Below are 21,716 nucleotides of genomic sequence, written 5' to 3'. Positions count from 1 at the left end.
GATGAAAGAAACATTGACTAGACGAATCCGTGTCTACGGAATTGTTCAGGGAGTCGGTTTTCGCCCAACCGTAAGCCGTCACGCAACGACTTGTAATATCCATGGGAGCGTCAGTAACAAAGGTCCTTATGTAGAGATTTTCGCCCAGGCGCCAGAAGCACAGGTGGATAGATTTGTGACCATGATCCGTGAACAGTCTCCGAAACGTGCAGCAATCTTGAAGATGAATATAGAAGACGTTGAAAATCCGGAAATTTATAAAGATTTTCAGATTGTTGAGAGCGAAAAGACGAAAGGGGAAATCTTTGTCTCTCCAGATATTGCAATCTGCGAAGAGTGCAAGGAAGAGATGTATCAGCCGGGGAACAGACGGTATCTGCATCCATTTATTAACTGTACATGCTGCGGACCGAGACTGACTATTTTAGATGCACTTCCGTATGACCGGGAACGTACCAGTATGAAAGAATTTCCAATGTGTCCGGACTGTGAACACGAATACCATGATCCAGAGGACCGCAGATTTGATGCACAGCCTGTTTGCTGCAATAATTGTGGACCACAGGTGTATCTGGCAGAAAGAAGCGAACGAGGACGAGACGCGGTTACTTACGCCAGACGCGTAATCGCGGAAGGCGGAATTGTGGCAGTCAAAGGAATCGGTGGGTTTCATTTGTGCTGTGATGCGACAAAGGAATCAGCCGTGGAACTTTTGAGGACAAGAAAAAAACGTCCGGTCAAACCATTTGCAGTGATGGCACGTAACGAAGAGGCGGTGCGCAGTGTATGTGAACTTAGCGAAGAACAGGAAAAGATACTGACCGGGCATCAAAAACCGATACTGTTGCTGGATAAAAAAGAAGGCGTAAGCAAACTTGCAAAATCGGTAGCTCCTTTTAATCCGAAGGTGGGGATAATGCTTCCTTATGCACCGGTTCAACTATTGTTATTTCAGTATGATGACGGCATTCAGATGCCTGATTTTCTCGTGATGACCAGTGGAAATATTTCCGGTGCACCAATTTGCAGAGATGACCGGGAAGCAAAAGAGGAACTGTCACATTTATGCGACTGCATACTTTCTCATGACCGGAAGATCCGTATCCGTGCAGACGATTCCGTGATGGATTTTTACCGGGAAGAACCGTATATGATCCGAAGAAGCCGGGGGTATGCACCACTCCCATATATGCTTTCAAAAGCGTGGCAAGGGCAGGTACTTGCTGTGGGCGGAGAATTGAAAAATGCATGTTGTATTGGACATGATGACCGGTTTTATCCGGCGCCGTATGTAGGAGATCTGGAAGATCTTCGGACAGTGAAAGCGCTTCAGGAGACGATCACGCGACTGACTGCTTTGCTGGAAGTAGAGCCAGAGCTTGTAGTGGCAGATCTGCATCCGAAGTACAATTCCACAATGGTGGCGCATGAAATGGAGCTGCCAATGATACAAGTGCAGCATCATTATGCGCACGTTTTATCCTGTATGGCGGAAAATGACTGCGCAGGTCCAGTCATTGGCGTTTCCTTTGATGGAACCGGATATGGAACGGATGGTACTATCTGGGGCGGTGAGATTCTGTACGCAGATTATGAACATTTCAAACGAATAGGCAGTATTGAGCCATTCTGGCATGTAGGCGGAGACATTGCTTCCAAAGAAGGATTTCGTATTGCAGTCTCCATCATTGGTGGACTTGTGAGGGAGAAAGAAAAAGCAAAAAATATCATAAAAGAATTGGAATTATGTACCGAACCAGAAGCAAATGTGATTCTTACTATGGCACAGCGACATTTGAATGCAATTGAGTCTACAAGTGCAGGAAGGTTGTTTGACGCAGTAAGTGCGATCTTGGGGATTCAAAAAAGCTCTACATTTGAAGGGGAAGCGTCCATGGCACTGGAATTCGCAGCAGAGGCATGGCAGAAAGAACATGAGGCAAAGAATACGGAAAATACCAAAAACGCCAAAAATGCCGAGAATGTCAAGAATGCCACAAATGCTAAGAATGGTAAGCATACAGATGTTAAGGAGCATGAACATATTTTTTTGCAGACGAATGCAATTGTCTGGCAGATGATCGAGGGCAGAAGACAAGGGGAAGATGTCGGAAAGCTTGCGTATATATTTCATCAGTTGCTTGCAATGGAGATCTGCGCTGCCTGCGAAAATGTACGAACGCAGAAGAAATGTAATCAGGTGGCGCTAAGCGGCGGCGTATTTCAGAACCGTCTATTGCTGGAACTCGTGGAAAAGGAACTTTTAAATCGAAAGTTCCAGGTATTGCGGCATCATCTGATTCCACCAAATGATGGCGGTATCGGGCTTGGCCAGGCAGTTTATGGCATGGCATATCTGAATAAAAAGAAGCAGACAGATAGTAAAAATGTAAAGTAAAAACAGATCTTGAAAGATAAAAAGAATAGATTATGGGAGGTTAAGAGCATGTGTGTTGGATTATCAGCAAAGGTAGTGCGAATAAATGAAGGCATGGCAGTGGTAGATGCTGATGGAGCAAAGAGGGAGGTTTCTGCGGAACTTCTGGATGAACTGGAGCCGGGAGATTATGTAATGGTACATGCAGGAGTTGCAATCGCGAAGATTACGGATGAAGATGAAAGTGAGACAGATCAGCTCATGGAGGATTTATTATAATGGAAGAAAAAAAGAAAACAGCCAGAGAGATCATCGAAGGCTATGATGGTCCTCCGGTGCGAATCATGGAAGTGTGCGGAACCCATACACATGAGATTTTCAGACTTGGAATCCGGAAACTTTTGCCAGAACAGGTGGAACTGATTTCGGGACCGGGGTGTCCGGTCTGTGTAACACAGGTCGGATTCATTGACGAAGCAATTTATCTGGCACTGGAAAGGCAAGTGACGATCTGTACATTTGGTGATCTGGTACGTGTACCGGGAACGAATATGAGTCTTGCCGGGGCAAGAGAAAAGGGTGCGAAAATCCGTATTGTCTATTCTCCAGTAGATGCGAAGGAGTATGCCAAAGAACATCCAAAGGAGCAGGTTACATTCCTTTCAGTCGGATTTGAGACCACCACTCCGTCTGCTTGTCTTTCTGTGAAAAAAGCAAGGGAAGAGGGCTTGACGAACTACTCGATTCTGACAGCGAATAAAACGATGCCGCAGGCATATGAAGCATTGAAGGGAAGCGCAGACATTTTCCTGTATCCGGGACATGTTAATGCAATCACCGGGACGAAGCTGTGCGAAGAACTGGCAAAAGAAGGAGTCAGCGGTGTGGTAGCAGGATTTACAGCAAAAGAACTTTTGACAGCGCTGGCAGTGGCACTGGCACGGTTTCAGGAAGGCAGGCCATTTTTTGTAAATTGTTATCCGCGTGTAGTAACAGAGAATGGAAGCCCACAGGCGCAGAAGCTGATAGAAGAGATGATGGAACCTTGTGATAGTGAATGGAGAGGGCTTGGCGTAATCAAAGGTTCAGGAATGAGACTTCAAGAGGAATGGAGCGCATTTGACGCACGGAAGAAATACAAGATTCCGCCGATTCAGGGAAAAGCAAATCCTGCATGCCGGTGCGGAGATGTTCTTCAGGGAAAATGTAAACCTTCTGATTGTAAGGTATTTGGTAAGGTCTGTACACCACAGCATCCGGTTGGCGCATGCATGGTGTCAGGAGAAGGTGCATGTTCCGCGTACTATATGTACGGCGAAGCAGAGAAAATGAAATAAAAAGCTGGGAGTGATATATTATGAATAATGGAATAAAAGATCAGACAGTCACCATGGCACACGGTGCCGGAGGACGTCAGACATCAGAATTAATCGATAACATATTTGCGGCACATTTTGCAAATCCGGATCTGACTGCGGATGATGCGGCTGTGTTAAATCCACCAGTTGGAAAAATGGCAGTGTCTACCGATGGATTTATCGTATCACCTGCATTTTTTCCAGGAGGAAATATCGGAAAACTGTCTATTTGCGGAACAGTCAATGATCTGGCGTGTATGGGAGCAAAGCCACTGTATCTGACCTGTGCATTTGTCATTGAGGAAGGATTCCCAATGGACAAACTGGAAGAAATTGCGTCAGCAATGGAAAAAACCGCCAAAGAAGCAGGTGTTCACATCGTGTCCGGTGACACAAAGGTAGCCGGAAAAGGGCAGGTGGACGGAGTATTTATCACAACAACAGGAATGGGACAGATTGAAGATGGAGTTAAAGTCGGCGGCGAGCTTGCGAAACCCGGTGATGCGGTTATTGTAACAGGAGATATTGGACGCCATGGCTGTACAATCCTGCTTGAGAGAGAAGATTTGGGAATTGAGGCCGATATCAAGAGTGATTGTGCACCCCTTTGGAAGACGGTGGAAGCAGTGATGAACAGGACACACGATCTGCATGTTATTCGTGATGCGACACGTGGCGGCGTGGGAACTGTATTATATGAAATTGCGAAGCAGAGCCAGGTAGGCGTACAGCTTGACAGCGCCAATATTCCGGTTCAGCCGGAAGTAAGGGGTGTCTGTGGCATGTTGGGACTGGAACCATTGTATCTTGCATGTGAAGGAACTATGGTCATCATTGCACCGAAGGAAGAAGCAGCGAAGATTGTGGAGACATTGCGTCAGTGCCCATATTCAGAAAATGCTGCTATTATTGGTGAAATTACAGAAGAACAGCCGGGAAAAGTTGTAATGATGACGGAGATTGGAACCCAGGCATTATTGCCACAGCCAGGCGGAGAATTATTGCCGAGAATTTGCTAAGATCAGATTACTTAGAAATAAGAGCAGGGAGAGAAAGTATGGAAACAAGAGTAGCAGTGATTTCTATTATTGTAGAAAACCCGGAGGCGACGGAGCAGTTGAATCAATATCTGCATGAGTCAGGAAAATATATTATTGGAAGAATGGGAATCCCGTACCGTCAAAAAGGAATCCATATTATCAGTATTGCGATTGATGCGCCGCAGGACGTGATCAGTGCGCTTTCTGGAAAAATAGGGCGTCTTAAGGGAGTGTCGGCAAAGACTGCTTACTCCAATGTCATCACCAAACCGGAGGAATTATCATGTTAAAAATTGCAGTTTATGGCAAAGGCGGTATCGGAAAATCTACGACAGTATCCAATATGGCGGTCGCACTGGCTGAAAAAGGATTATCAGTTATGCAGATTGGCTGTGATCCAAAGGCAGATTCTACGATTGCCTTGCGCGATGGAGAACCTATGCCGGCAGTATTGGATATCTATAATGAGAAAAAAGGCAATGTGACTTTGAAAGAGATTACAAGAATCGGATACAAAGGAGTTGTCTGTGTGGAGTCAGGAGGACCGACCCCGGGACTTGGCTGTGCAGGACGCGGAATTATCACTGCACTGGAGAAACTAAAAGAGACCGGAGCATATGAAGTCTACAAACCGGACGTAGTCCTTTACGATGTACTTGGCGATGTAGTGTGTGGCGGATTTTCCATGCCTATGCGGAGTGGGTATGCAGACTATGTATTTGTTGTAACTTCGGGAGAAAATATGTCCATTCATGCCGGAGCGAACATTGCAATGGCACTGGAACGCTTCCAGAATCGCGGATATGCAAAACTTGGCGGATTTATTCTGAACCGGAGAAATGTGCCAAGAGAAGAAGAAAAAGTGCAGGAACTGGCAGAAGATTTCCATAGTGGTACTATTGGGTACCTCTCAAGAAGTGAGCTTGTAATGGCAGCTGAAGAGCAGAAAAAAACGTTGATGGAGTGTTATCCTGACAGTGAGATGGCAGATGAATACCGTGCTCTGAGTGAGGCGGTTCTGGCGATATGTAAGAACTAAGCTGCCGGGGCATTTTTGAACAAAATGTGAAATGTAGTGGGAAAGAATTTAGAGAGGGAATTTATGTTAAAACGAGTAGGACAGACGGAAATGGAGAAAAACCATGTAACCCCAGAAGGAGCCATGATCAGAATAAAAGATGCGTCCTATCCGGCACCATTTCATCCGGGATTGGAGTTTAATTCTCCGGTTCATGGAAACTGGAATATTGTACACACCGGAATGTTGATGCCGGAGACCATTCAGATATATGTCTGTGCAGATAACTGTATGCGTGGTGTTGTATTGACGGCGGCCGAGATGAATGCGGCAGATCGTTTTTCATACGTGATCATCGAAGAAGACGATCTGTTGAACGGAAATCTGGAGGATATCACAATTGAAGGCGTCACAGATGTATTAAAGAAACTGGAACGAAAACCAAAAGCAGTGCTCTTATTTACCGTGTGCCTCCATCATTTTCTTGGCTGTGATCTTAAGATGGTCTATGAGGAACTTGACAGGCGTTTCCCGGAAATTGCATTTGTACGCTGCTATATGGATCCGATTATGCAAAAAACTGGTCTGACACCAGATCAGAAACTGCGAAAAGCAATGTATGATCCATTAAAAGTGCAAAAAGCAGATCCACATATCGTCACGTTGCTTGGACATAATTTCCCATTGGACGAAACTTCTGACATCAAACGATTCCTGAAAAAATGTGGTTGTGAACTCAGAGAGATTACGACTTGTGATACATGGGACAAGTATGAGAAACTTGGTGAAGCAAATATATTTCTTTCTATCTATCCGACAGCAAAATACGGGGCGCAGGCGCTGGCAAAAAGACTGGGACGAGAACACATTTACATGCCGGCAAGTTTTAACTATGAAGAGATAAAGCAGCAGATGGAAAGACTGGCAGAGATACTGGAAAAGACACTGGTATCTAAGATAATTCAGACGTCTGAAGAACAGATAGAGACATTAAATGTGTTGATAGATGCACAAAAAGATTCCTATTACGAAAAAGAGGTTGAAGCTTGCGAAGAAACTATTAAAAAAGTAAGAGAAGTTGTTGGAGATACACCAATCGTCATCGACTATCTCATGCATCCGAGACCGCTTGGACTGGCAAAATATCTTTTAGAACATGGATTTTGTGTGGAAGCTGTTTATCTGGATGGTGTAAGCCCGGAGGAAGAACAGGAATTTTACTGGCTTAGCAAACATGCACCAAAACTGGAGCTTCGCGCGACCATTCAGCCAAAGATGCGCGTGCTTCCAAGAAAGAATGAAGGAAAAATGCTGGCACTGGGACAAAAAGCAGCATGGTTCACCCAGAGCCCATATTTTGTGAATGTAGTTGAAGGCGCAGGGTGGTATGGATTTGATGGAATCCGGAAAATGGCAGAACTTATGATCCGGGCTTACGAAGAAGAAAAAGAAGTGGAGGATCTGGTTGTGCGAAAAGGATGGGGGTGCGAAAGCTGCATATGAGACAGACATACAAAATTATACCAATTTACACGGCGGATGTGTCGGGTGTCTGTTCTGCACTTTATGAACTGGGCGGTATGACAGTGATGCATGATCCGTCCGGCTGTAATTCTACTTATAATACACATGATGAGATCCGTTGGTATGACCAGGACAGCCTGATCTACATCTCGGGACTTACTGAAATCGATGCGATCATGGGAAATGATGAAAAGTTCCTGAATGATATCATGGATGCAGCACGGGAATTAAAACCGAGGTTTATTGCACTTGCCGGATCGCCGATTCCATATATGAACGGAACAGATTTTCCGGCACTGGCAGAAGTGCTGGAACAGGAACTTGGGATTCCTACATTTTCTGTACCGACCAATGGTATGCACGATTATGTATATGGTGCAGGACTAGCTCTGGAGCAGATTGCAAGGCAGTTTGTGCCTGCAAAGGCAGTTTGCGAAGAGAAAAATATACAGCCACATACGGTTAATCTTCTTGGTGTCACGCCGCTTGATTTTGGAGCATATAGCCGTGCCGGATATATGAAAAAAAATCTGGAAAAATGTGGCTGGAAGGTGTTATCAACCTGGGCGATGGGAGATGATCTTGAAGTATTGAGCCATGCACTGGAAGCAGAAGTAAATCTTGTTGTATCTTCCGTGGGATTGCGCACCGCAAAATATCTGGAAAAAGAATATAAAATGCCATATGTAGTTGGGACGCCAGTAGGAACATTTACAGAAGAAATTGTACAGGCATTGGAGAAGAAAGAACGATACCCATATAAAAGATTACGTGAAGAAAATTCGGATAAGGAGCAGCCTGGAAGCGGCAAAAACGATAAAGAAGTTATGCTGATCGGTGAACCGGTCACGACAGAGTCACTGGCTTTGGCTATTGAACAGAAATATGGAATACCAGTTCATGTATTATGCCCGTTACAGGAGACGGAAGATTTATTGTTTCGAACAAGCCGGCAGGTTCTTGGAGAGGAAGACATGGAAGAAGCTTTAAAAGATGCAGATATCATAGCAGCAGATCCAATGTACCGTCCGATCTGTCCGAAAAAATGTGAGTTCTACGAACTTCCACATCTGGCATTTTCCGGAAGAATTTACAAGAAAAAGCTGGAAAAAATCGAAGATTTCTGGAAGTATTAAAATCAATGATAACTGCAGTGCATTTTATGAGCCATCTTATGTGATCGCAAGAGCATATCAGAACGGTGGGTTTTAAATGAAGGTATGTAAAAAGGAGGGAGCGTATGTCGAATATTACCGTCTGGACTAAACAGCATGAAAATGTGTTAAAAGAGTTGGAGACGACCGGTCGTTATATTGCGAAGCGGGAGTATATCAGGATGGATTTGAAAGAACAGGCTCCGGTCGTGCTGGAAGCTTATGACTGGCTGGTGAAGCACGGACCGGACAGAGCGAATAAACCGGCAGACGTGGAGTATCCGGTATGGGTGTCATTTACCAACGAAGGAACAATGATGAACAGTGAAAATACAGTAATTTTAGAGTTGTCACTGGATCCTGCAATCATTACATCAGTTAATATCGCAAAGTGGGGACATATTTTAAATTACGGATATATTCCGAAAGACGAAAATGACTTAAGACGCCACAGACAACTTCTGGATGATTATGGAATCAGTGATGTAAAAGCAGTTATTTCCCAGTTCTATCCACAGATTAAGCGTGAGATACAAAATAGCTGGGAGCGGTTGTTTGATGATACAATCCTTATGGGAAGCGATGCGAAATATGGAAATGTATGGGAGTTGAAGAGAGAATGGCTGACAGATGTAATACGATAAGACTGTATTCTTTTCAGACTGATGTTGTATATCAGGTATTGAAACGGGACGGCGTATGTTATTCAAAAGAAGAGTATGTACGAAAAAAATATAAGGAGTCTGCGAAGGTATTTATAAATGCATATGGCTGGTTTGTAAAGGAGGCGCAGCATATAGTTCCAAAACCAGAAGGAGCCGAGTATCCATACTGGGCATTCACAGATCTTTATAATGTGGATCAGACAGGAGATGGACATGTGCTGACGTTAGACGTGCCAATAGGAGAAGCAATCTTGTTCGACATGTTCGACTGGACGAAGATTATGCAGATGCATTATATCGGTGAAAATGAATCGGAAGAAGCAACATTTTCCGAAGAATTGAAAAATATGGGGATGAATGAATTTCAGATTATGACCAGTAATTTTTATCCGGAGCAGAAAGCGAGAATTCAGGAAAGCTGGAAACGTCTGTTTGGTCATCAGCAAGCAATCGAGGCGGGGGATAACAGTGGTGTTCACAGTGTGCAGGCAGGACTGTGGTGCATCAAAGATGAGTGGATTGTAAAAGAATAATCATTGTGAGTTTTCCCAAAATATGCTATAATTCCAAAAAAATCGCATAATTTGACAATTTGTGACATATCGTCTATTTTATGTAAGCAATTACTTGATGGATAAGTATAACAAAGATATTATAGCAATAAATGATGTTGGGGTCAAAAGCCCCAACTATGATGCCTACGGATTGTTCCGTGCGTTGCACTCCCACAATCCTCCCAATTATTCGCATATCGTGGGATTGTCATCCCACTTTTAGGCTCATATTGGGGCGGATCCCAAGGTCTTTCATCCACTTATGAGCAAGCTCATGTGGATTTAGACCTTTTGCCCCTGGCATCTTTTAAATAAAGGTATGTAAAAAGGAGGGAGCGTATGTCGAATATTACCGTCTGGACCAAACAGCATGAAAATGTGTTAAAAGAGTTGGAGACGGCCGGTCGTTACATTGCGAAACAGGAGTATATCAGGATGGATTTGAAAGAACAGGCTCCGGTCGTGCTGGAAGCTTATGACTGGCTGGTAAAGCACGGACCGGACAGGGCGAATAAACTGGCAGACGTGGAGTATCCGGTATGGGTGTGCGATCCGACTTTTACATCGGGCAGACGCTCAAGTGGCTCTGGGGCATGCAAAATCGGTGCGGCTGGCGCTCCAGGTAACTGGACAGGAATGCTATGGCAGGAGTGGTACTTTTTTCGACGCTTCCAAGGAGGGAGGCGTCGCTGAGAGTATTTGGACAGAAGTGCTTAATTTAAGCAAAGCACCGGGAGATTTCTGGGTGCTTCAGATGGCAGAGGACGGATATACCGTTGAAAAGTTCGTTTACCGGGAAGGTGATTACACCGTCTGGTACACATTAGAGCCAAAATCATATACGGTCTACTATGAAGACTATATGGCTGGCAAAGAAGAATAAGATAGATGAGTAGAATAACATGTTAATTGTATTAGAAAGTATTTTATGGGTGATCCGGTTCTTTTTCGGAGCCTGTATCTTTAGTTTTTTGAATGTGGTGATTGACCGTTTGCCAAGAGCAGAAAGTGTGGTAAACGGAAGAAGTCATTGTACGAATTGTGGCAGAGTATTACATGCGTGGGAACTGATCCCGTGTGTCAGCTACATATTCCTGCGCGGACGATGTGCAGGTTGTAAAAGCCGCATTCCGGGAAGAGATTTCTTCGTGGAAGTGATTGGCGGCACAGCATTTATCGGCTGTGGAATTCGTTATGGCTGTGGCAGTCTTGGAATGTTATCAATGCGTGGTACAGTCATGTTGATTTATTTTGGAATACTACTTGTGGTAGCCCTTATTGATTGGGATACCCAGATTATTTATGATAGATTTCATATTTTTATATTGATATTAGCAATTGCAAATATATGGCTTGTTCCGGAGCACGGGCTTATAGACAGGTTGATTGGAGCGCTGATCATCTCTGTTCCGATGCTGCTTCTGGCACTTGCAATCCCGGGAGCATTTGGCGGTGGGGATATCAAGTTAATGGCGGTCTCCGGAGCATTTCTTGGGACAGGATCGGTAGTGTGCGCCATGTTTTTCGGGCTGCTGACAGGAGGCGCTTACGGAGCATTTATGCTAAAGAGCAAGAAATTAGGAAAAAAAGATGTATTTGCATTCGGACCATTTCTTGCATTCGGACTGGCGCTTGCGGCATTATATGGAAATCAGATCGTTACATGGTATCTGCATTTTTTATAAAGAGAGTAACGAACAGTTACTAAAGAGATAAAAATCAGGTATAGATAAACAAGAAGCCGTATCTTCAGCGAGCGCGGGATGCATACACTGAATATGGATCTTTCCAGATTGATGCAACAGGGATATATTACAAGAGAAGAAGCAATGAAATTTACGAATAATAAAGCGGAGTTAACACAGTATATGTAAGTAAAACAAAAAACACGCTATTATGTACAGGACCGTCACAGGAGGTGATAGGTCCTTTTTTCATATAATAGGAAATTGCACATTCATTGTTCTTCCAAAAAGAATTGAGATATTAGTAATGCTTTCGGCACCAACGCTCAAGTAGATTTGTGAGCGAATAGAGAAGTGTTGCCATGAGACAGAGAAGAAGGATACTCATAAGAAGCCAATCCATCTTAAAGACCTGGCTCGCGTAGATGATCAGATATCCAAGCCCTTCTCTGGCAGCCAGAAATTCACCGATGATCACGCCTACGAGGCAGAGTCCGATGTTGACTTTCATGTTACTGATGATTGCCGGAAGAGAAAAAGGAAGTACGACTTTTAGAAGCGCGTGCCTCCGATTTCCACCCAGTGTATAGATGAGTTTCAGTTTTCCTGGATCGACGGTCATAAAACTGGTGTATAAGTTCAGAATGCTTCCAAAGATTGCTACAGACATTCCGGCGACGATAATTGTTGTTTTTGTTGCTCCAAGCCAGACAATAAGAAGTGGTGCAAGTGCAGACTTCGGCAGACTGTTCAGTACTACCAGATAAGGATCCAGAATCTCTGATAACCGTCTGCTGAACCAAAGAAGAATGGTAACCAGAATACTGGTGGCGGTGACGAGCAGGAAGCTTAAGATTGTCTCGTATAGTGTGACATTGGTGTGCAGAAAAATGCTTTTATCCAGCACCATGCCCCAGAAACATAGTGCAATCTTTGACGGGCTGCTAAAGATGAAGGAGTCGATGATACCTACATTTGCAGTGAATTCCCAAAGAAAGAGAAAACTGAAAAGAATCAGAATCCGGGAGATACCGACAATGTATTTGTGCTTCTTTTGCTGTTTCAGATAGTTGATCTGATTTTCAGAAAGTTCATTTAAAAATTCAGTCATCTGTATTCAGCTCCTTCCATATTAAGTTGAAGTAATGTTTGAATTCCGGGGAGTTCCGGCGGTTCAAAGGAGTATCTTGTTCCAAATCAAAAATGAGTGGAACAGTCTGACGTATATTAGCCGGGCGTCCGGAAAGGACAATGATCCGGTCGGCGAGGGAGATGGCTTCTGACAGATCGTGTGTTACAAGAACGGCTGATTTCCCTTCCAGCCGGATGATCTGACCAATATCGTCCCCGACATTTAAGCGGGTCTGATAGTCCAATGCGGAAAATGGTTCATCCAACAGTAGGAGATCTGGATCCAGAACGAGTGTACGGATCAGGGCGGCCCGCTGGCGCATGCCGCCGGAAAGTTCCGAGGGTCTTGCATTTTCAAACTGTTTCAGCCCATAGATGTCTAGAAGATTATGTGCCTTTTCCCTGGTCCTTGCAGTCAGCATATGCTGAATTTCCAGTCCTAAAATAACATTATTGTAAATGGTCCGCCATTCGAAAAGTTCATCATGTTGTAACATATAGCCTACATTTGTGGTGCTTTCGTGAAGGTATTTCCCATTGATTTTAATGAAGCCTTTTTCAGGTGTGAGAAGTCCGGCAATAATAGAAAGAAGCGTTGACTTTCCGCAACCCGAAGGTCCGACGATGGCAACGAATTCTCCTTTATTCAGGATAAAGGAGATGCCATTTATGGCAGGAGTTTCTCCGTCCGGATTGTGGTAAGCATAGTGAATATTCTTAAGTTCCAGTACTTGATCCATGGAAACCTCCGCAAATGATAATCCTATATCTTATCATATGTATCTTGAAAGAAAATGTGTGGTCAGTTTTATATCAAACGAAAAATGTATATTTCCGTGGCCATAAAATGGTTCATAAATATGGATTTTCCCTTGTCATCTTGTTATGAAAAAGTTATAATTGCATGTGAGTACGCAAGATAGGAACGATGAGTATGAATTATCAAAAAGAATTAGACAAGTTATTGGATACGCTGACAAAAGAAGGGCGTGTTCCAAGGCTTCTGTTACACAGTTGCTGTGCTCCATGCAGCAGTTATGTGTTAGAGTATCTGAGCAATTATTTTGAAATCACAGTGTTCTACTATAATCCGAATATTTATCCGGAGACAGAGTATACGAAGCGGATTCTGGAACAACAGAAACTGATCGATGATATGAATTTCAAATATCCGGTCAGCTTTGTAGCGGGAGAATATGAGAAAGAGAAATTTTACGAGATGGCCAGGGGACTTGAGGAGGTCAAAGAAGGCGGCTCCCGGTGCATGAAATGTTATGAGCTGCGTCTCAGAGAGACTGCAGAGATTGCAAAAGCAGGAGAATATGACTATTTTACAACCACGCTTAGCATCAGTCCACTGAAGAATGCAGCAAAGCTCAATGAAATCGGGCAGCGTCTGGCAAAAGAATATGGTGTGGAATATTTGATTTCAGATTTTAAGAAGAAAAATGGTTACAAGCGTTCCACAGAACTGTCAAAAATTTATGGTTTGTACAGACAGGATTACTGTGGTTGTGAATTTTCTCAGAGACAACGAAAGTAAGACACTGTTGACTTTAGATAAAAATATGGTACACTTTTATACAGTACAGTATTAAATGACGGAAAGGAAGAGATTATGGCACAATTATGGGGAGGTCGTTTCACAAAAGAGACTGACCAGTTAGTATATACGTTCAATGCATCTATCTCATTTGACCAGAGATTTTATGAGCAGGATATCAAAGGAAGTATGGCACATGTTACCATGCTTGCAAAGCAGGGAATCCTGACCGATGCAGAAAAAGAGACAATTATTACAGGACTTCAGGGGATTCTTGATGATGTGAAATCAGGAAAACTTGAGATTACTGATAAATATGAAGATATTCACAGTTTTGTTGAGGCAAACCTGATCGACCGTGTTGGAGATGCAGGTAAGAAGCTTCATACAGGACGAAGCAGAAATGATCAGGTTGCACTGGATATGAAGCTTTATATCCGTGATGAAGTGCAGGAGACAGATGCACTGATCAAGGAGATGTTAGAGGCGATTCTTGGAATTATGGAGAATAACCTTGAGACATATATGCCGGGATTCACACATTTACAGAAAGCACAGCCAATCACACTGGCTCACCACATGGGCGCGTATTTTGAGATGTTCAAAAGAGATCATGAGCGTATGAAAGACATTTATGCAAGAATGAATACATGTCCGCTTGGATCTGGAGCCCTTGCAGGAACAACTTATCCGTTAGACCGTGCCTATACAGCAAAGCTTCTTGGATTTGACGGACCAACTATGAACAGTATGGATGGTGTTTCAGACAGAGATTATCTGATTGAGTATTTGTCAGCGCTTTCCATGATTATGATGCATCTGAGCCGTTTCTCAGAGGAAGTGATCATCTGGAATTCTAATGAATATAAGTTTGTTGAGATTGATGATGCTTATAGTACCGGAAGCAGTATTATGCCGCAGAAGAAGAATCCGGATATTGCAGAGCTTGTAAGAGGTAAGACCGGACGTGTCTATGCTGCACTGACCGGACTTCTTGTTACAATGAAAGGAATTCCGCTTGCATACAACAAAGACATGCAGGAAGATAAAGAACTTCCATTTGATGCAATCGATACAACAAAAGGATGCTTACAGTTATTTGCAGGCATGCTTCGTACGATGACATTTAAGAATGACCGCATGGAAGAGAGTGCAAAGCACGGATTTACAAATGCGACAGATGCAGCGGATTATCTTGTGAATCACGGAGTTCCGTTTAGAGACGCACACGGAATTGTTGGACAGCTCGTGTTACTTTGTCTGGATAAGAAGATTCCGTTGGATGATCTTCCACTTGAGGAGTATAAGAAGATTTCACCTGTATTCGAGGAAGATATCTATGAAGCAATCAGTTTAAAGACATGTGTAGAGAAACGTAATACAACTGGTGCACCGGGTGTGAAACCGATGCAGGAAGCAGTGGATAGTTATAAAAAATATATGGAAGAGTACTAGAAGGGAGACATACGAGATGGATCAGAAATTAAGAGTCGGAATATTAGGAGCAACAGGAATGGTTGGACAGCGCTTTATTGCACTTCTGGAGAACCATCCATGGTTCGAGGTTGTAACAGTTGCAGCCAGCCCGAGATCAGCAGGCAAGACATATGAAGAAGCAATCGGAGACCGCTGGAAAATGGATACACCGATGCCGGAAGGAGTTAAGAAACTGATCGTTGCGAATGTTAATGAAGTCGAGAAAGTAGCTTCTTCTGTAGACTTTGTATTTAGTGCAGTTGATATGACAAAAGACGAGATTCGCGCAATCGAGGAAGCGTATGCGAAGACAGAGACACCGGTTGTCTCCAATAACAGTGCACACCGCTGGACAAAAGATGTTCCGATGGTAGTGCCGGAGATTAACTCAGACCACTTTGAGTTGATCAATGATCAGAGAAAACGTCTTGGAACAACTCGCGGATTTATTGCAGTAAAACCAAACTGCTCTATCCAGAGTTACACACCTTGCCTTGCAGCATGGAAAGAGTTCGGACCAAAAGAAGTTGTTGCTACAACATATCAGGCAATTTCCGGAGCAGGTAAAACATTCAAAGAGTGGCCGGAGATGGTAGAGAATATTATTCCATACATCGGTGGAGAGGAAGAAAAGAGCGAGCAGGAGCCACTTCGTGTTCTTGGAACATATGAGAACGGACAGATCACACTTGCAGATGCTCCGAAGATTACATGCCAGTGTCTGCGTGTGCCGGTTCTGAACGGACATACAGCCGCAGTATTTATCAACTTTGAGAAGAAACCTACAAAAGAGCAGCTTATTGAGAAACTGGAAAGCTTCAAAGGATTTCCGCAGGAGGCAGGACTTCCAAGTGCACCAAAGCAGTTTGTCCGCTACATGGAAGAGGATAACCGTCCACAGGTAAGATTAGACGTAGACTATGAGAACGGAATGGGTGTATCCATCGGACGTCTCAGAGAAGATTCTATGTTTGACTTTAAGTTCGTAGGACTTTCACACAATACAGTCCGCGGAGCAGCAGGCGGAGCTGTACTCTGCGCAGAAGCACTGACGGCAAAAGGATATATTCAGGCAAAATAATCACAGAGGGGACATGAATACATGGCAAAACAGGGAGGTCAGACTCCACTTTACGAACAAGTGGTCAAGATGATCAAAGATCAGATTGTATCCGGGGTTTATACAAAGGGAGATCTGTTGCCAAGTGAAAAAGAAATGATTGATAATTTGGGGGTCAGTCGAATCACCGTCCGGAAAGCATTATCGATTCTGTCTGATATGGGTTATATCCGAACAGAAAAAGGGCGGGGGAGCGAAGTGATTCTAGATGTAGAAGACTTGCTGTCACGTGGAAAATTTTCAGAAGAGATGACTGCATATCGCAGACTATGCATGGAAGCAACACAGGTTCGGATTCTGTTAGAGCCGGAGATCGCAAGACAGGTTGCGATAAAGGCGACAGACGAGCAGCTTGCATCTCTTCGCATCTGGGAGAATCATATTCGGATGAAAAATCCAACGAATGAATTTCATTTGGCACTTGCAGAAATACTGGGTAATCAGGAACTTGTAGAAATGTTGCAACAGTTGATCGAGGTGGAGGAGTCAAAAGCGCCCAAAGATATGGTGTTGCCAGAACAACAGGAAAAGGTTGCACAGACATTAAGTTTACAACATCAGAAGATTTTGAGAGCAATCGAGGCGAGAGATGCTGAGTTCGCATATTTTTACATGAAAGAACATGAAAAATATGCAGAACAGATGTATGAAGATTATTTCAGACGTGTTATGGCGTAATATATGTTAGAATTTAGATTAGATAGAACCATCTGGATATAATATAGCAAATTGTATTCATAAAAGTTAAAAGTCATAAAAGGATAACAAGAAAGGAAGTATAGAGATATACTTCCTTTCTTGTTATCTAATTCTATAGATAGACATAACAACATGAAAATATTTATAGAAGATGTTCGTTAATATTTTGTGCAATACTGTCAAAAAAACGGCGAAGTTATTATGCGATAATACAGAAAAATGAGAAATATTATGTATATAATTGATTAAACAGGGAAAAGGTGTTATGATATATAACAAGTTGGAAGTGCAACAAGAAAGGAAGGTCAAGGGAAATATGTATGATTTTGACAAAGTAGTTGACCGCAGAGGTACAAGTAGTATTAAGTGGAATGTACAATGGGATTTTGGTCAAAAAGACGGATTGCTTCCATTTTGGATCGCAGATACGGACTTCGCATCTGAGCCGAAGATTCTTGAGGCGATGAAAAAAAGATGTGATCATCCGATTTTTGGTTATGCGGATCCATGGGATAGTGTGTATGATGCTATCCAGGGATGGTGGGATCGTAGACATGGATTCCACGCAGAAAAAGACTGGATGTTCATCAGCAGTGGTGTGGTAACCAATATTTACTTTAATATGCAGATGCTTGTTCCAAAAGGAGGGAAAATTCTTGCATTCACACCTGTATACGATCCATTCTTTGCAGCAATTGAAAACAGTGGACATGAATTAGTAGCATGTCCAATGGATCGGGTTGATAATTACTTTACTATCAACTATGAAAGATTCGAGGATGAATTAAAGAATGGTGTAAAAGCGGTTATGTTCTGCAACCCACATAATCCGGTCGGACGTGTGTGGACAGAGGAAGAGCTCCGTAAGCTTGTTGAATTGTGTGTGAAATATGACGTATATCTTCTAAGTGATGAAGTACATGCAGACTATGCTTTGACACGCAACTATACAACGCTTGGAAAGTTCCCGGAGATTTATGACAAACTGATTATTTACACAGCAATCAGTAAGTCATTTAACATGGCAGGTCTTGTATCTTCTTGTCTGATTATTCCAAATGTGGAATTAAAGAAACAGGTAGTTGCAGATTTTGAGTCTCGTTGGATGTTCGGACCATGTGACCTTGCATTTACAGCAATGGAAGCGGCTTATACATACGGTGACACATGGATGGATGAGGCACGCGCATATGTAAAAGCAAATGCAGATGCCACAGAGAAATTCATTGCAGAGAGAATGCCAAAAGTTCAGGTTACAAAGTATGAAGGAACATTCCTGATGTGGCTGGATATGAATTGTTATGGTCTGACAAGCGAAAAGATTACAGAGATTCTTGCAAAAGAATATGGGGTAGCGCTCGGAGACGGCAGCCACTATGGAAAAGATGCAGAAGGATTTATGAGATTTAACATTGGTTGTGCAAGAGAGACTTTGATGAAAGGTCTGGAACTGATGGCAGCAATGTATGATAAGTATGTGAAATAGGAATGAGGAGAACATTATGGGTGAAGAGAAGAAACAGGGAGAACTGAAAAAAGTTCTTGGCCTTGGGGATTTGATGGGAATCGGTATCGGACAGATCATCGGTTCAGGTATTATGTCACTGACAGGTATTTGCATTGCGCTGACAGGTGCAGGAACACCATTTGCTTTCCTGACAGCAGCACTTCTTGTTTTGTGTCCAAACATGGTTCTGGCTGTTCTTGGAGCAGCAGTACCGGCGACAGGTGGCATGTATACATATGTACGTGATTACATAGGAAGAAAGACTGGATTCTTTTATCTGGCACTTCTGGTAGCAGGACAACTAGTCCTTGCAATGTTTGCGATTACGTTCGCAGTTTACATGCATGATCTGCTTCCGGGAACAAATCAGACAGTTGTAGCATTTGTACTTTTAACAGTTTGCTTTATTATGAACATCCTTGGTGTTGAGATGGCTGCAAAACTTCAGAACATCCTCGTTATTGTTCTGGTAGTTGCAATGGCATTATTCATTATCTTTGGGTTGCCAAAGGTTGACTGGTCAGCATTTGACAGCATCGATAAAATTATGCCAAACGGATTTATTAACTTTATGACAGGTGCGAGCTTGCTTACATTTGCCACAGGTGGAGCGGAGTTCTTAAGTGAGCTTGGCGGAGAGATGAAGAATCCTGGACGTGATCTTCCGAGAGCGATGATCGGCTGTACAGTAGTAGTAGCTGTTATCTATGCATTTATCGGAGTTGTCGCAGCAGGAGTCCTTCCGGTTGACCAGATTGCAGGCGAAAGCTTATCACTTGTAGCAAAAGAGATTTTCCCGAAAGGATTGTATGTATTTTTCGTTGTTGGTGGAGGAATGTTTGCAGTAGCATCTACACTGAATGCAAGTTTTACTTGGGTAACAAAAGGTCTTCTTGTTGCAGCTGAGGAAGGCTGGCTTCCAAAGAAAGCGGCATATGTTGGAAAAAGGGGAACACCGGTTGTACTGCTTACAGTATTTTACATTATTGGTGCAATTCCGATTCTTACAGGCATGAGCCTTGAGACAATTTCAAGACTTGGTAATGGTCTGAGCCTGATTTATGTATTATTCCCAATTGCTACAGGATATCTGATTTATAAGAAAAATCCAGAAGCTATGGCAAAATCACCATTCAAAGTTGGAAAAGTTCCACTTTACATCTTTACAACAATAGGTCTGATTGGATATGTAATTGCAGCTGCTTTGAACTTTGCTGATATTCAGAACGCATGGCAGATGATCGTTGTATTCTTTGCAATCGTAATTATCTATGCGTTTGTAAGAGAAAAGAAAGTAAAAGAAATTGTTGGAGAAAAATAAAAACAATGCCGGAAATCATAAATGTGGCACATTTATGATGGTGGAAGGGATGCCAGAAAGCATCCCTTCTTGTGGCAGAAAAGTACCTTATGCCTAAAAAAGCACAATAAGTCCAGCTAATAAATGTCAATAGTTAAATGAGAAAAAAATTATTTTGTTTTCTGACTAAAAAAGGGCAAACTTTCCCCTTGGTGAAAATATCATTTTTTGAAAGATATTGAATCATTGGGTTCATAGTATTTTATGCAGCTATGTCGCATTTAGCAGCATTGTATTGTTTGATATGCTCCTGAGGAGCAATGATTTTAAATGGTTTGTTGTCTCTGAGTATTGCAAATATCATATTGCATACCTTATGTGAAACAGCTCCCATTGCTACGAGCTTTGGTTTTGAGTCACATTTCTTGAGGTAGTACTCACGAAGAACTGGATTTTTAGCTTCTCCATTACGGGAGATACTGATGCTTTGTAAGGTTAACGTGTGAATCACACGTCTGGCTATGGCAGAACCACGCTTAGACATTTGAACCTTGGTACCTTCAAATTTTCCGGATTGTTTTACTGCCGGATCAAGACCGAAATAAGCGAAAAGTTGTTTTGGTTTTGAAAATGCTGAAAAGTCACCAATCTCACCCATGATGGATACAGCAGACAAGAAACCAGCACCTTTAAATGTTTCAATCAAATGAATCTGCTTGACAAAGTCGGCATCTTCATTAGCATCAACAAGCTCATGGAGCGATTCAAGAATGTTGTTGATTTCTTCATCATATTTACGTATGAAGCTGATATAAAGGCGAATACGCTTGATGTTGCTGTCTATGATGTAACCAAACTGATTTGCATCAGTTGCCGCCTGAATTATGGCATTATACTTATTTTGAGCATATGTAAGTCCAAAGCGAGCTGTTGATTTGATGATATCAATAATCTCTTGCTTGTCTGCTTTAAGAAAAGCTGATGGAGAGGTATAAGTCTCCAATAATGTAAGAGAAGTGTTGATAGTAACCTTGGAAAAGATGTCAAGATACTGTGGAAACACCATGCGTAATTCACCCTGAAGCTTATTCACATAGGCACTGCGATTATCCATTAAATCGTAGTATTCACGGCATAGGTTACGGCAGTTTAGAGCAAGATCTGAAGGCATAAGTGAAACCTTTAAATCAGGTTTCAAACCAATCAAAGCAGCTTTTTTAGAATCAAAACGATCATTATGTACTTTTCGTATGTTGATGTTTGTGCTATTCTTAGTGATGATAGGATTAATAACCGAGCAGTTAAAACCCTTATCACGAAGATAGCAGAAGAGTGGGTAATGATAAATTCCCGTGGATTCGAGGAAAATGCGACTTTCCAAAGAATACAACTCTTCTGCTTCTTTTATTTTAGAAACAGCGGTTGTAAGGGAATCAATACTGTTATGTAGGATTTTGTAAGGTTTTCCTACGAATTGTTGGTTTGGAAGTGCTATAGACATCCATGAGAAATCAGCACCGATATCAATACCAACAGAGATGAATAAATCATCGAGATTAAAGAAA

At 42.6% G+C, this 21,716-nt stretch carries 21 protein-coding genes and 1 pseudogene; 19 read left to right on the top strand and 3 right to left on the bottom strand.

All coding sequences use genetic code 11. The features are described 5' to 3' along the window. Window position 1 precedes the first annotated feature (1 nt). The 13 genes and pseudogenes from hypF to LI164_RS03050 all read left to right on the top strand — a co-directional run bounded on the left by hypF (window position 2) and on the right by LI164_RS03050 (window position 11,375). Complete coding sequence (gene hypF / locus LI164_RS03110; RefSeq protein WP_227086727.1) at window positions 2-2,398, top strand: carbamoyltransferase HypF; 2,397 nt, start codon at window positions 2-4, stop codon at window positions 2,396-2,398. 48 nt (window positions 2,399-2,446) lie between these two features. After that, complete coding sequence (locus LI164_RS03105; RefSeq protein WP_005336157.1) at window positions 2,447-2,656, top strand: HypC/HybG/HupF family hydrogenase formation chaperone; 210 nt, start codon at window positions 2,447-2,449, stop codon at window positions 2,654-2,656. Continuing rightward, window positions 2,656-3,714 carry a hydrogenase formation protein HypD gene (hypD, locus tag LI164_RS03100; protein ID WP_118358249.1) on the top strand — a complete coding sequence of 353 codons (1,059 nt, stop codon included), beginning with the start codon at window positions 2,656-2,658 and terminating at the stop codon, window positions 3,712-3,714. Before LI164_RS03105 ends, hypD begins: the two co-directional genes overlap by 1 nt. Before the next feature lie 20 nt (window positions 3,715-3,734). Beyond that, window positions 3,735-4,754, top strand: coding sequence for a hydrogenase expression/formation protein HypE (gene hypE, locus LI164_RS03095; protein ID WP_005332972.1), 1,020 nt, complete (start codon window positions 3,735-3,737; stop codon window positions 4,752-4,754). A gap of 38 nt (window positions 4,755-4,792) precedes the next feature. After that, on the top strand, window positions 4,793-5,065 hold the full coding sequence (locus tag LI164_RS03090) for a TM1266 family iron-only hydrogenase system putative regulator (RefSeq protein WP_005332971.1): 273 nt from the start codon (window positions 4,793-4,795) through the stop codon (window positions 5,063-5,065). Further along, window positions 5,059-5,814 carry a nitrogenase iron protein NifH gene (locus LI164_RS03085; protein ID WP_005332969.1) on the top strand — a complete coding sequence of 252 codons (756 nt, stop codon included), beginning with the start codon at window positions 5,059-5,061 and terminating at the stop codon, window positions 5,812-5,814. The genes LI164_RS03090 and LI164_RS03085 overlap by 7 nt, the downstream gene beginning before the upstream one ends. Before the next feature lie 63 nt (window positions 5,815-5,877). Continuing rightward, a complete protein-coding gene (locus LI164_RS03080) occupies window positions 5,878-7,296 on the top strand; it encodes a nitrogenase component 1 (RefSeq protein ID WP_227086726.1) in 1,419 nt (472 codons plus the stop codon). Next, a complete protein-coding gene (locus tag LI164_RS03075) occupies window positions 7,293-8,453 on the top strand; it encodes a nitrogenase component 1 (RefSeq protein ID WP_005332965.1) in 1,161 nt (386 codons plus the stop codon). The genes LI164_RS03080 and LI164_RS03075 overlap by 4 nt, the downstream gene beginning before the upstream one ends. A gap of 104 nt (window positions 8,454-8,557) precedes the next feature. Then, entirely contained in the window at window positions 8,558-9,115 is a 558-nt protein-coding gene (locus tag LI164_RS03070; protein WP_005332963.1) for a DUF3841 domain-containing protein, read from the top strand. Further along, window positions 9,091-9,669, top strand: a complete 579-nt coding sequence (locus LI164_RS03065) for a DUF3841 domain-containing protein (RefSeq protein ID WP_117656988.1) — start codon at window positions 9,091-9,093, stop codon at window positions 9,667-9,669. The genes LI164_RS03070 and LI164_RS03065 overlap by 25 nt, the downstream gene beginning before the upstream one ends. Before the next feature lie 360 nt (window positions 9,670-10,029). Beyond that, a pseudogene (locus LI164_RS16260) lies at window positions 10,030-10,257 on the top strand (DUF3841 domain-containing protein); the annotation flags it as partial. Between the two features lie 142 nt (window positions 10,258-10,399). Then, on the top strand, window positions 10,400-10,573 hold the full coding sequence (locus LI164_RS03055; RefSeq protein ID WP_005332957.1) for a hypothetical protein: 174 nt from the start codon (window positions 10,400-10,402) through the stop codon (window positions 10,571-10,573). 19 nt (window positions 10,574-10,592) lie between these two features. Beyond that, window positions 10,593-11,375, top strand: coding sequence for an A24 family peptidase (locus LI164_RS03050; protein WP_227086725.1), 783 nt, complete (start codon window positions 10,593-10,595; stop codon window positions 11,373-11,375). A gap of 301 nt (window positions 11,376-11,676) precedes the next feature. Here LI164_RS03050 and LI164_RS03045 read toward each other — a convergent pair whose 3' ends face one another. Then, a complete protein-coding gene (locus LI164_RS03045) occupies window positions 11,677-12,486 on the bottom strand; it encodes an ABC transporter permease (RefSeq protein ID WP_227086724.1) in 810 nt (269 codons plus the stop codon). Further along, window positions 12,479-13,246, bottom strand: a complete 768-nt coding sequence (locus LI164_RS03040) for an ABC transporter ATP-binding protein (RefSeq protein ID WP_227086723.1) — start codon at window positions 13,244-13,246, stop codon at window positions 12,479-12,481. Before LI164_RS03040 ends, LI164_RS03045 begins: the two co-directional genes overlap by 8 nt. A gap of 194 nt (window positions 13,247-13,440) precedes the next feature. On the opposite strand from LI164_RS03040, the gene LI164_RS03035 reads away from it, so the two are divergent. The 6 genes from LI164_RS03035 (at window position 13,441) to LI164_RS03010 (ending at window position 20,172) form a co-directional block, all read left to right on the top strand. Further along, window positions 13,441-14,049 carry an epoxyqueuosine reductase QueH gene (locus LI164_RS03035; protein WP_040015463.1) on the top strand — a complete coding sequence of 203 codons (609 nt, stop codon included), beginning with the start codon at window positions 13,441-13,443 and terminating at the stop codon, window positions 14,047-14,049. Window positions 14,050-14,124: 75 nt separating this feature from the next. After that, window positions 14,125-15,504, top strand: coding sequence for an argininosuccinate lyase (gene argH / locus LI164_RS03030; RefSeq protein ID WP_227086722.1), 1,380 nt, complete (start codon window positions 14,125-14,127; stop codon window positions 15,502-15,504). Between the two features lie 16 nt (window positions 15,505-15,520). Beyond that, window positions 15,521-16,606 carry an aspartate-semialdehyde dehydrogenase gene (gene asd, locus LI164_RS03025; protein ID WP_005332942.1) on the top strand — a complete coding sequence of 362 codons (1,086 nt, stop codon included), beginning with the start codon at window positions 15,521-15,523 and terminating at the stop codon, window positions 16,604-16,606. A gap of 21 nt (window positions 16,607-16,627) precedes the next feature. Beyond that, the gene (locus LI164_RS03020) at window positions 16,628-17,323 is read left to right on the top strand and encodes a FadR/GntR family transcriptional regulator (protein WP_227086721.1); all 696 of its coding nucleotides are present in this window, start codon (window positions 16,628-16,630) and stop codon (window positions 17,321-17,323) included. A gap of 286 nt (window positions 17,324-17,609) precedes the next feature. Then, a complete protein-coding gene (locus LI164_RS03015) occupies window positions 17,610-18,830 on the top strand; it encodes a MalY/PatB family protein (RefSeq protein ID WP_005332939.1) in 1,221 nt (406 codons plus the stop codon). 16 nt (window positions 18,831-18,846) lie between these two features. Then, window positions 18,847-20,172, top strand: coding sequence for an APC family permease (locus LI164_RS03010; protein ID WP_227086720.1), 1,326 nt, complete (start codon window positions 18,847-18,849; stop codon window positions 20,170-20,172). Between the two features lie 241 nt (window positions 20,173-20,413). Here LI164_RS03010 and LI164_RS03005 read toward each other — a convergent pair. Further along, window positions 20,414-21,716 (bottom strand): IS110 family transposase (locus tag LI164_RS03005; protein WP_227086719.1); only part of this gene is annotated, 1,303 nt, incomplete at its 5' end.

The sequence above is a fragment of the Dorea sp. 210702-DFI.3.125 genome (assembly GCF_020560945.1).
GTDB lineage: Bacteria > Bacillota > Clostridia > Lachnospirales > Lachnospiraceae > Dorea > Dorea formicigenerans.
Note: the sequence above shows the minus strand (reverse complement) of the source record. Positions and strands in the feature narration are given on the sequence as shown.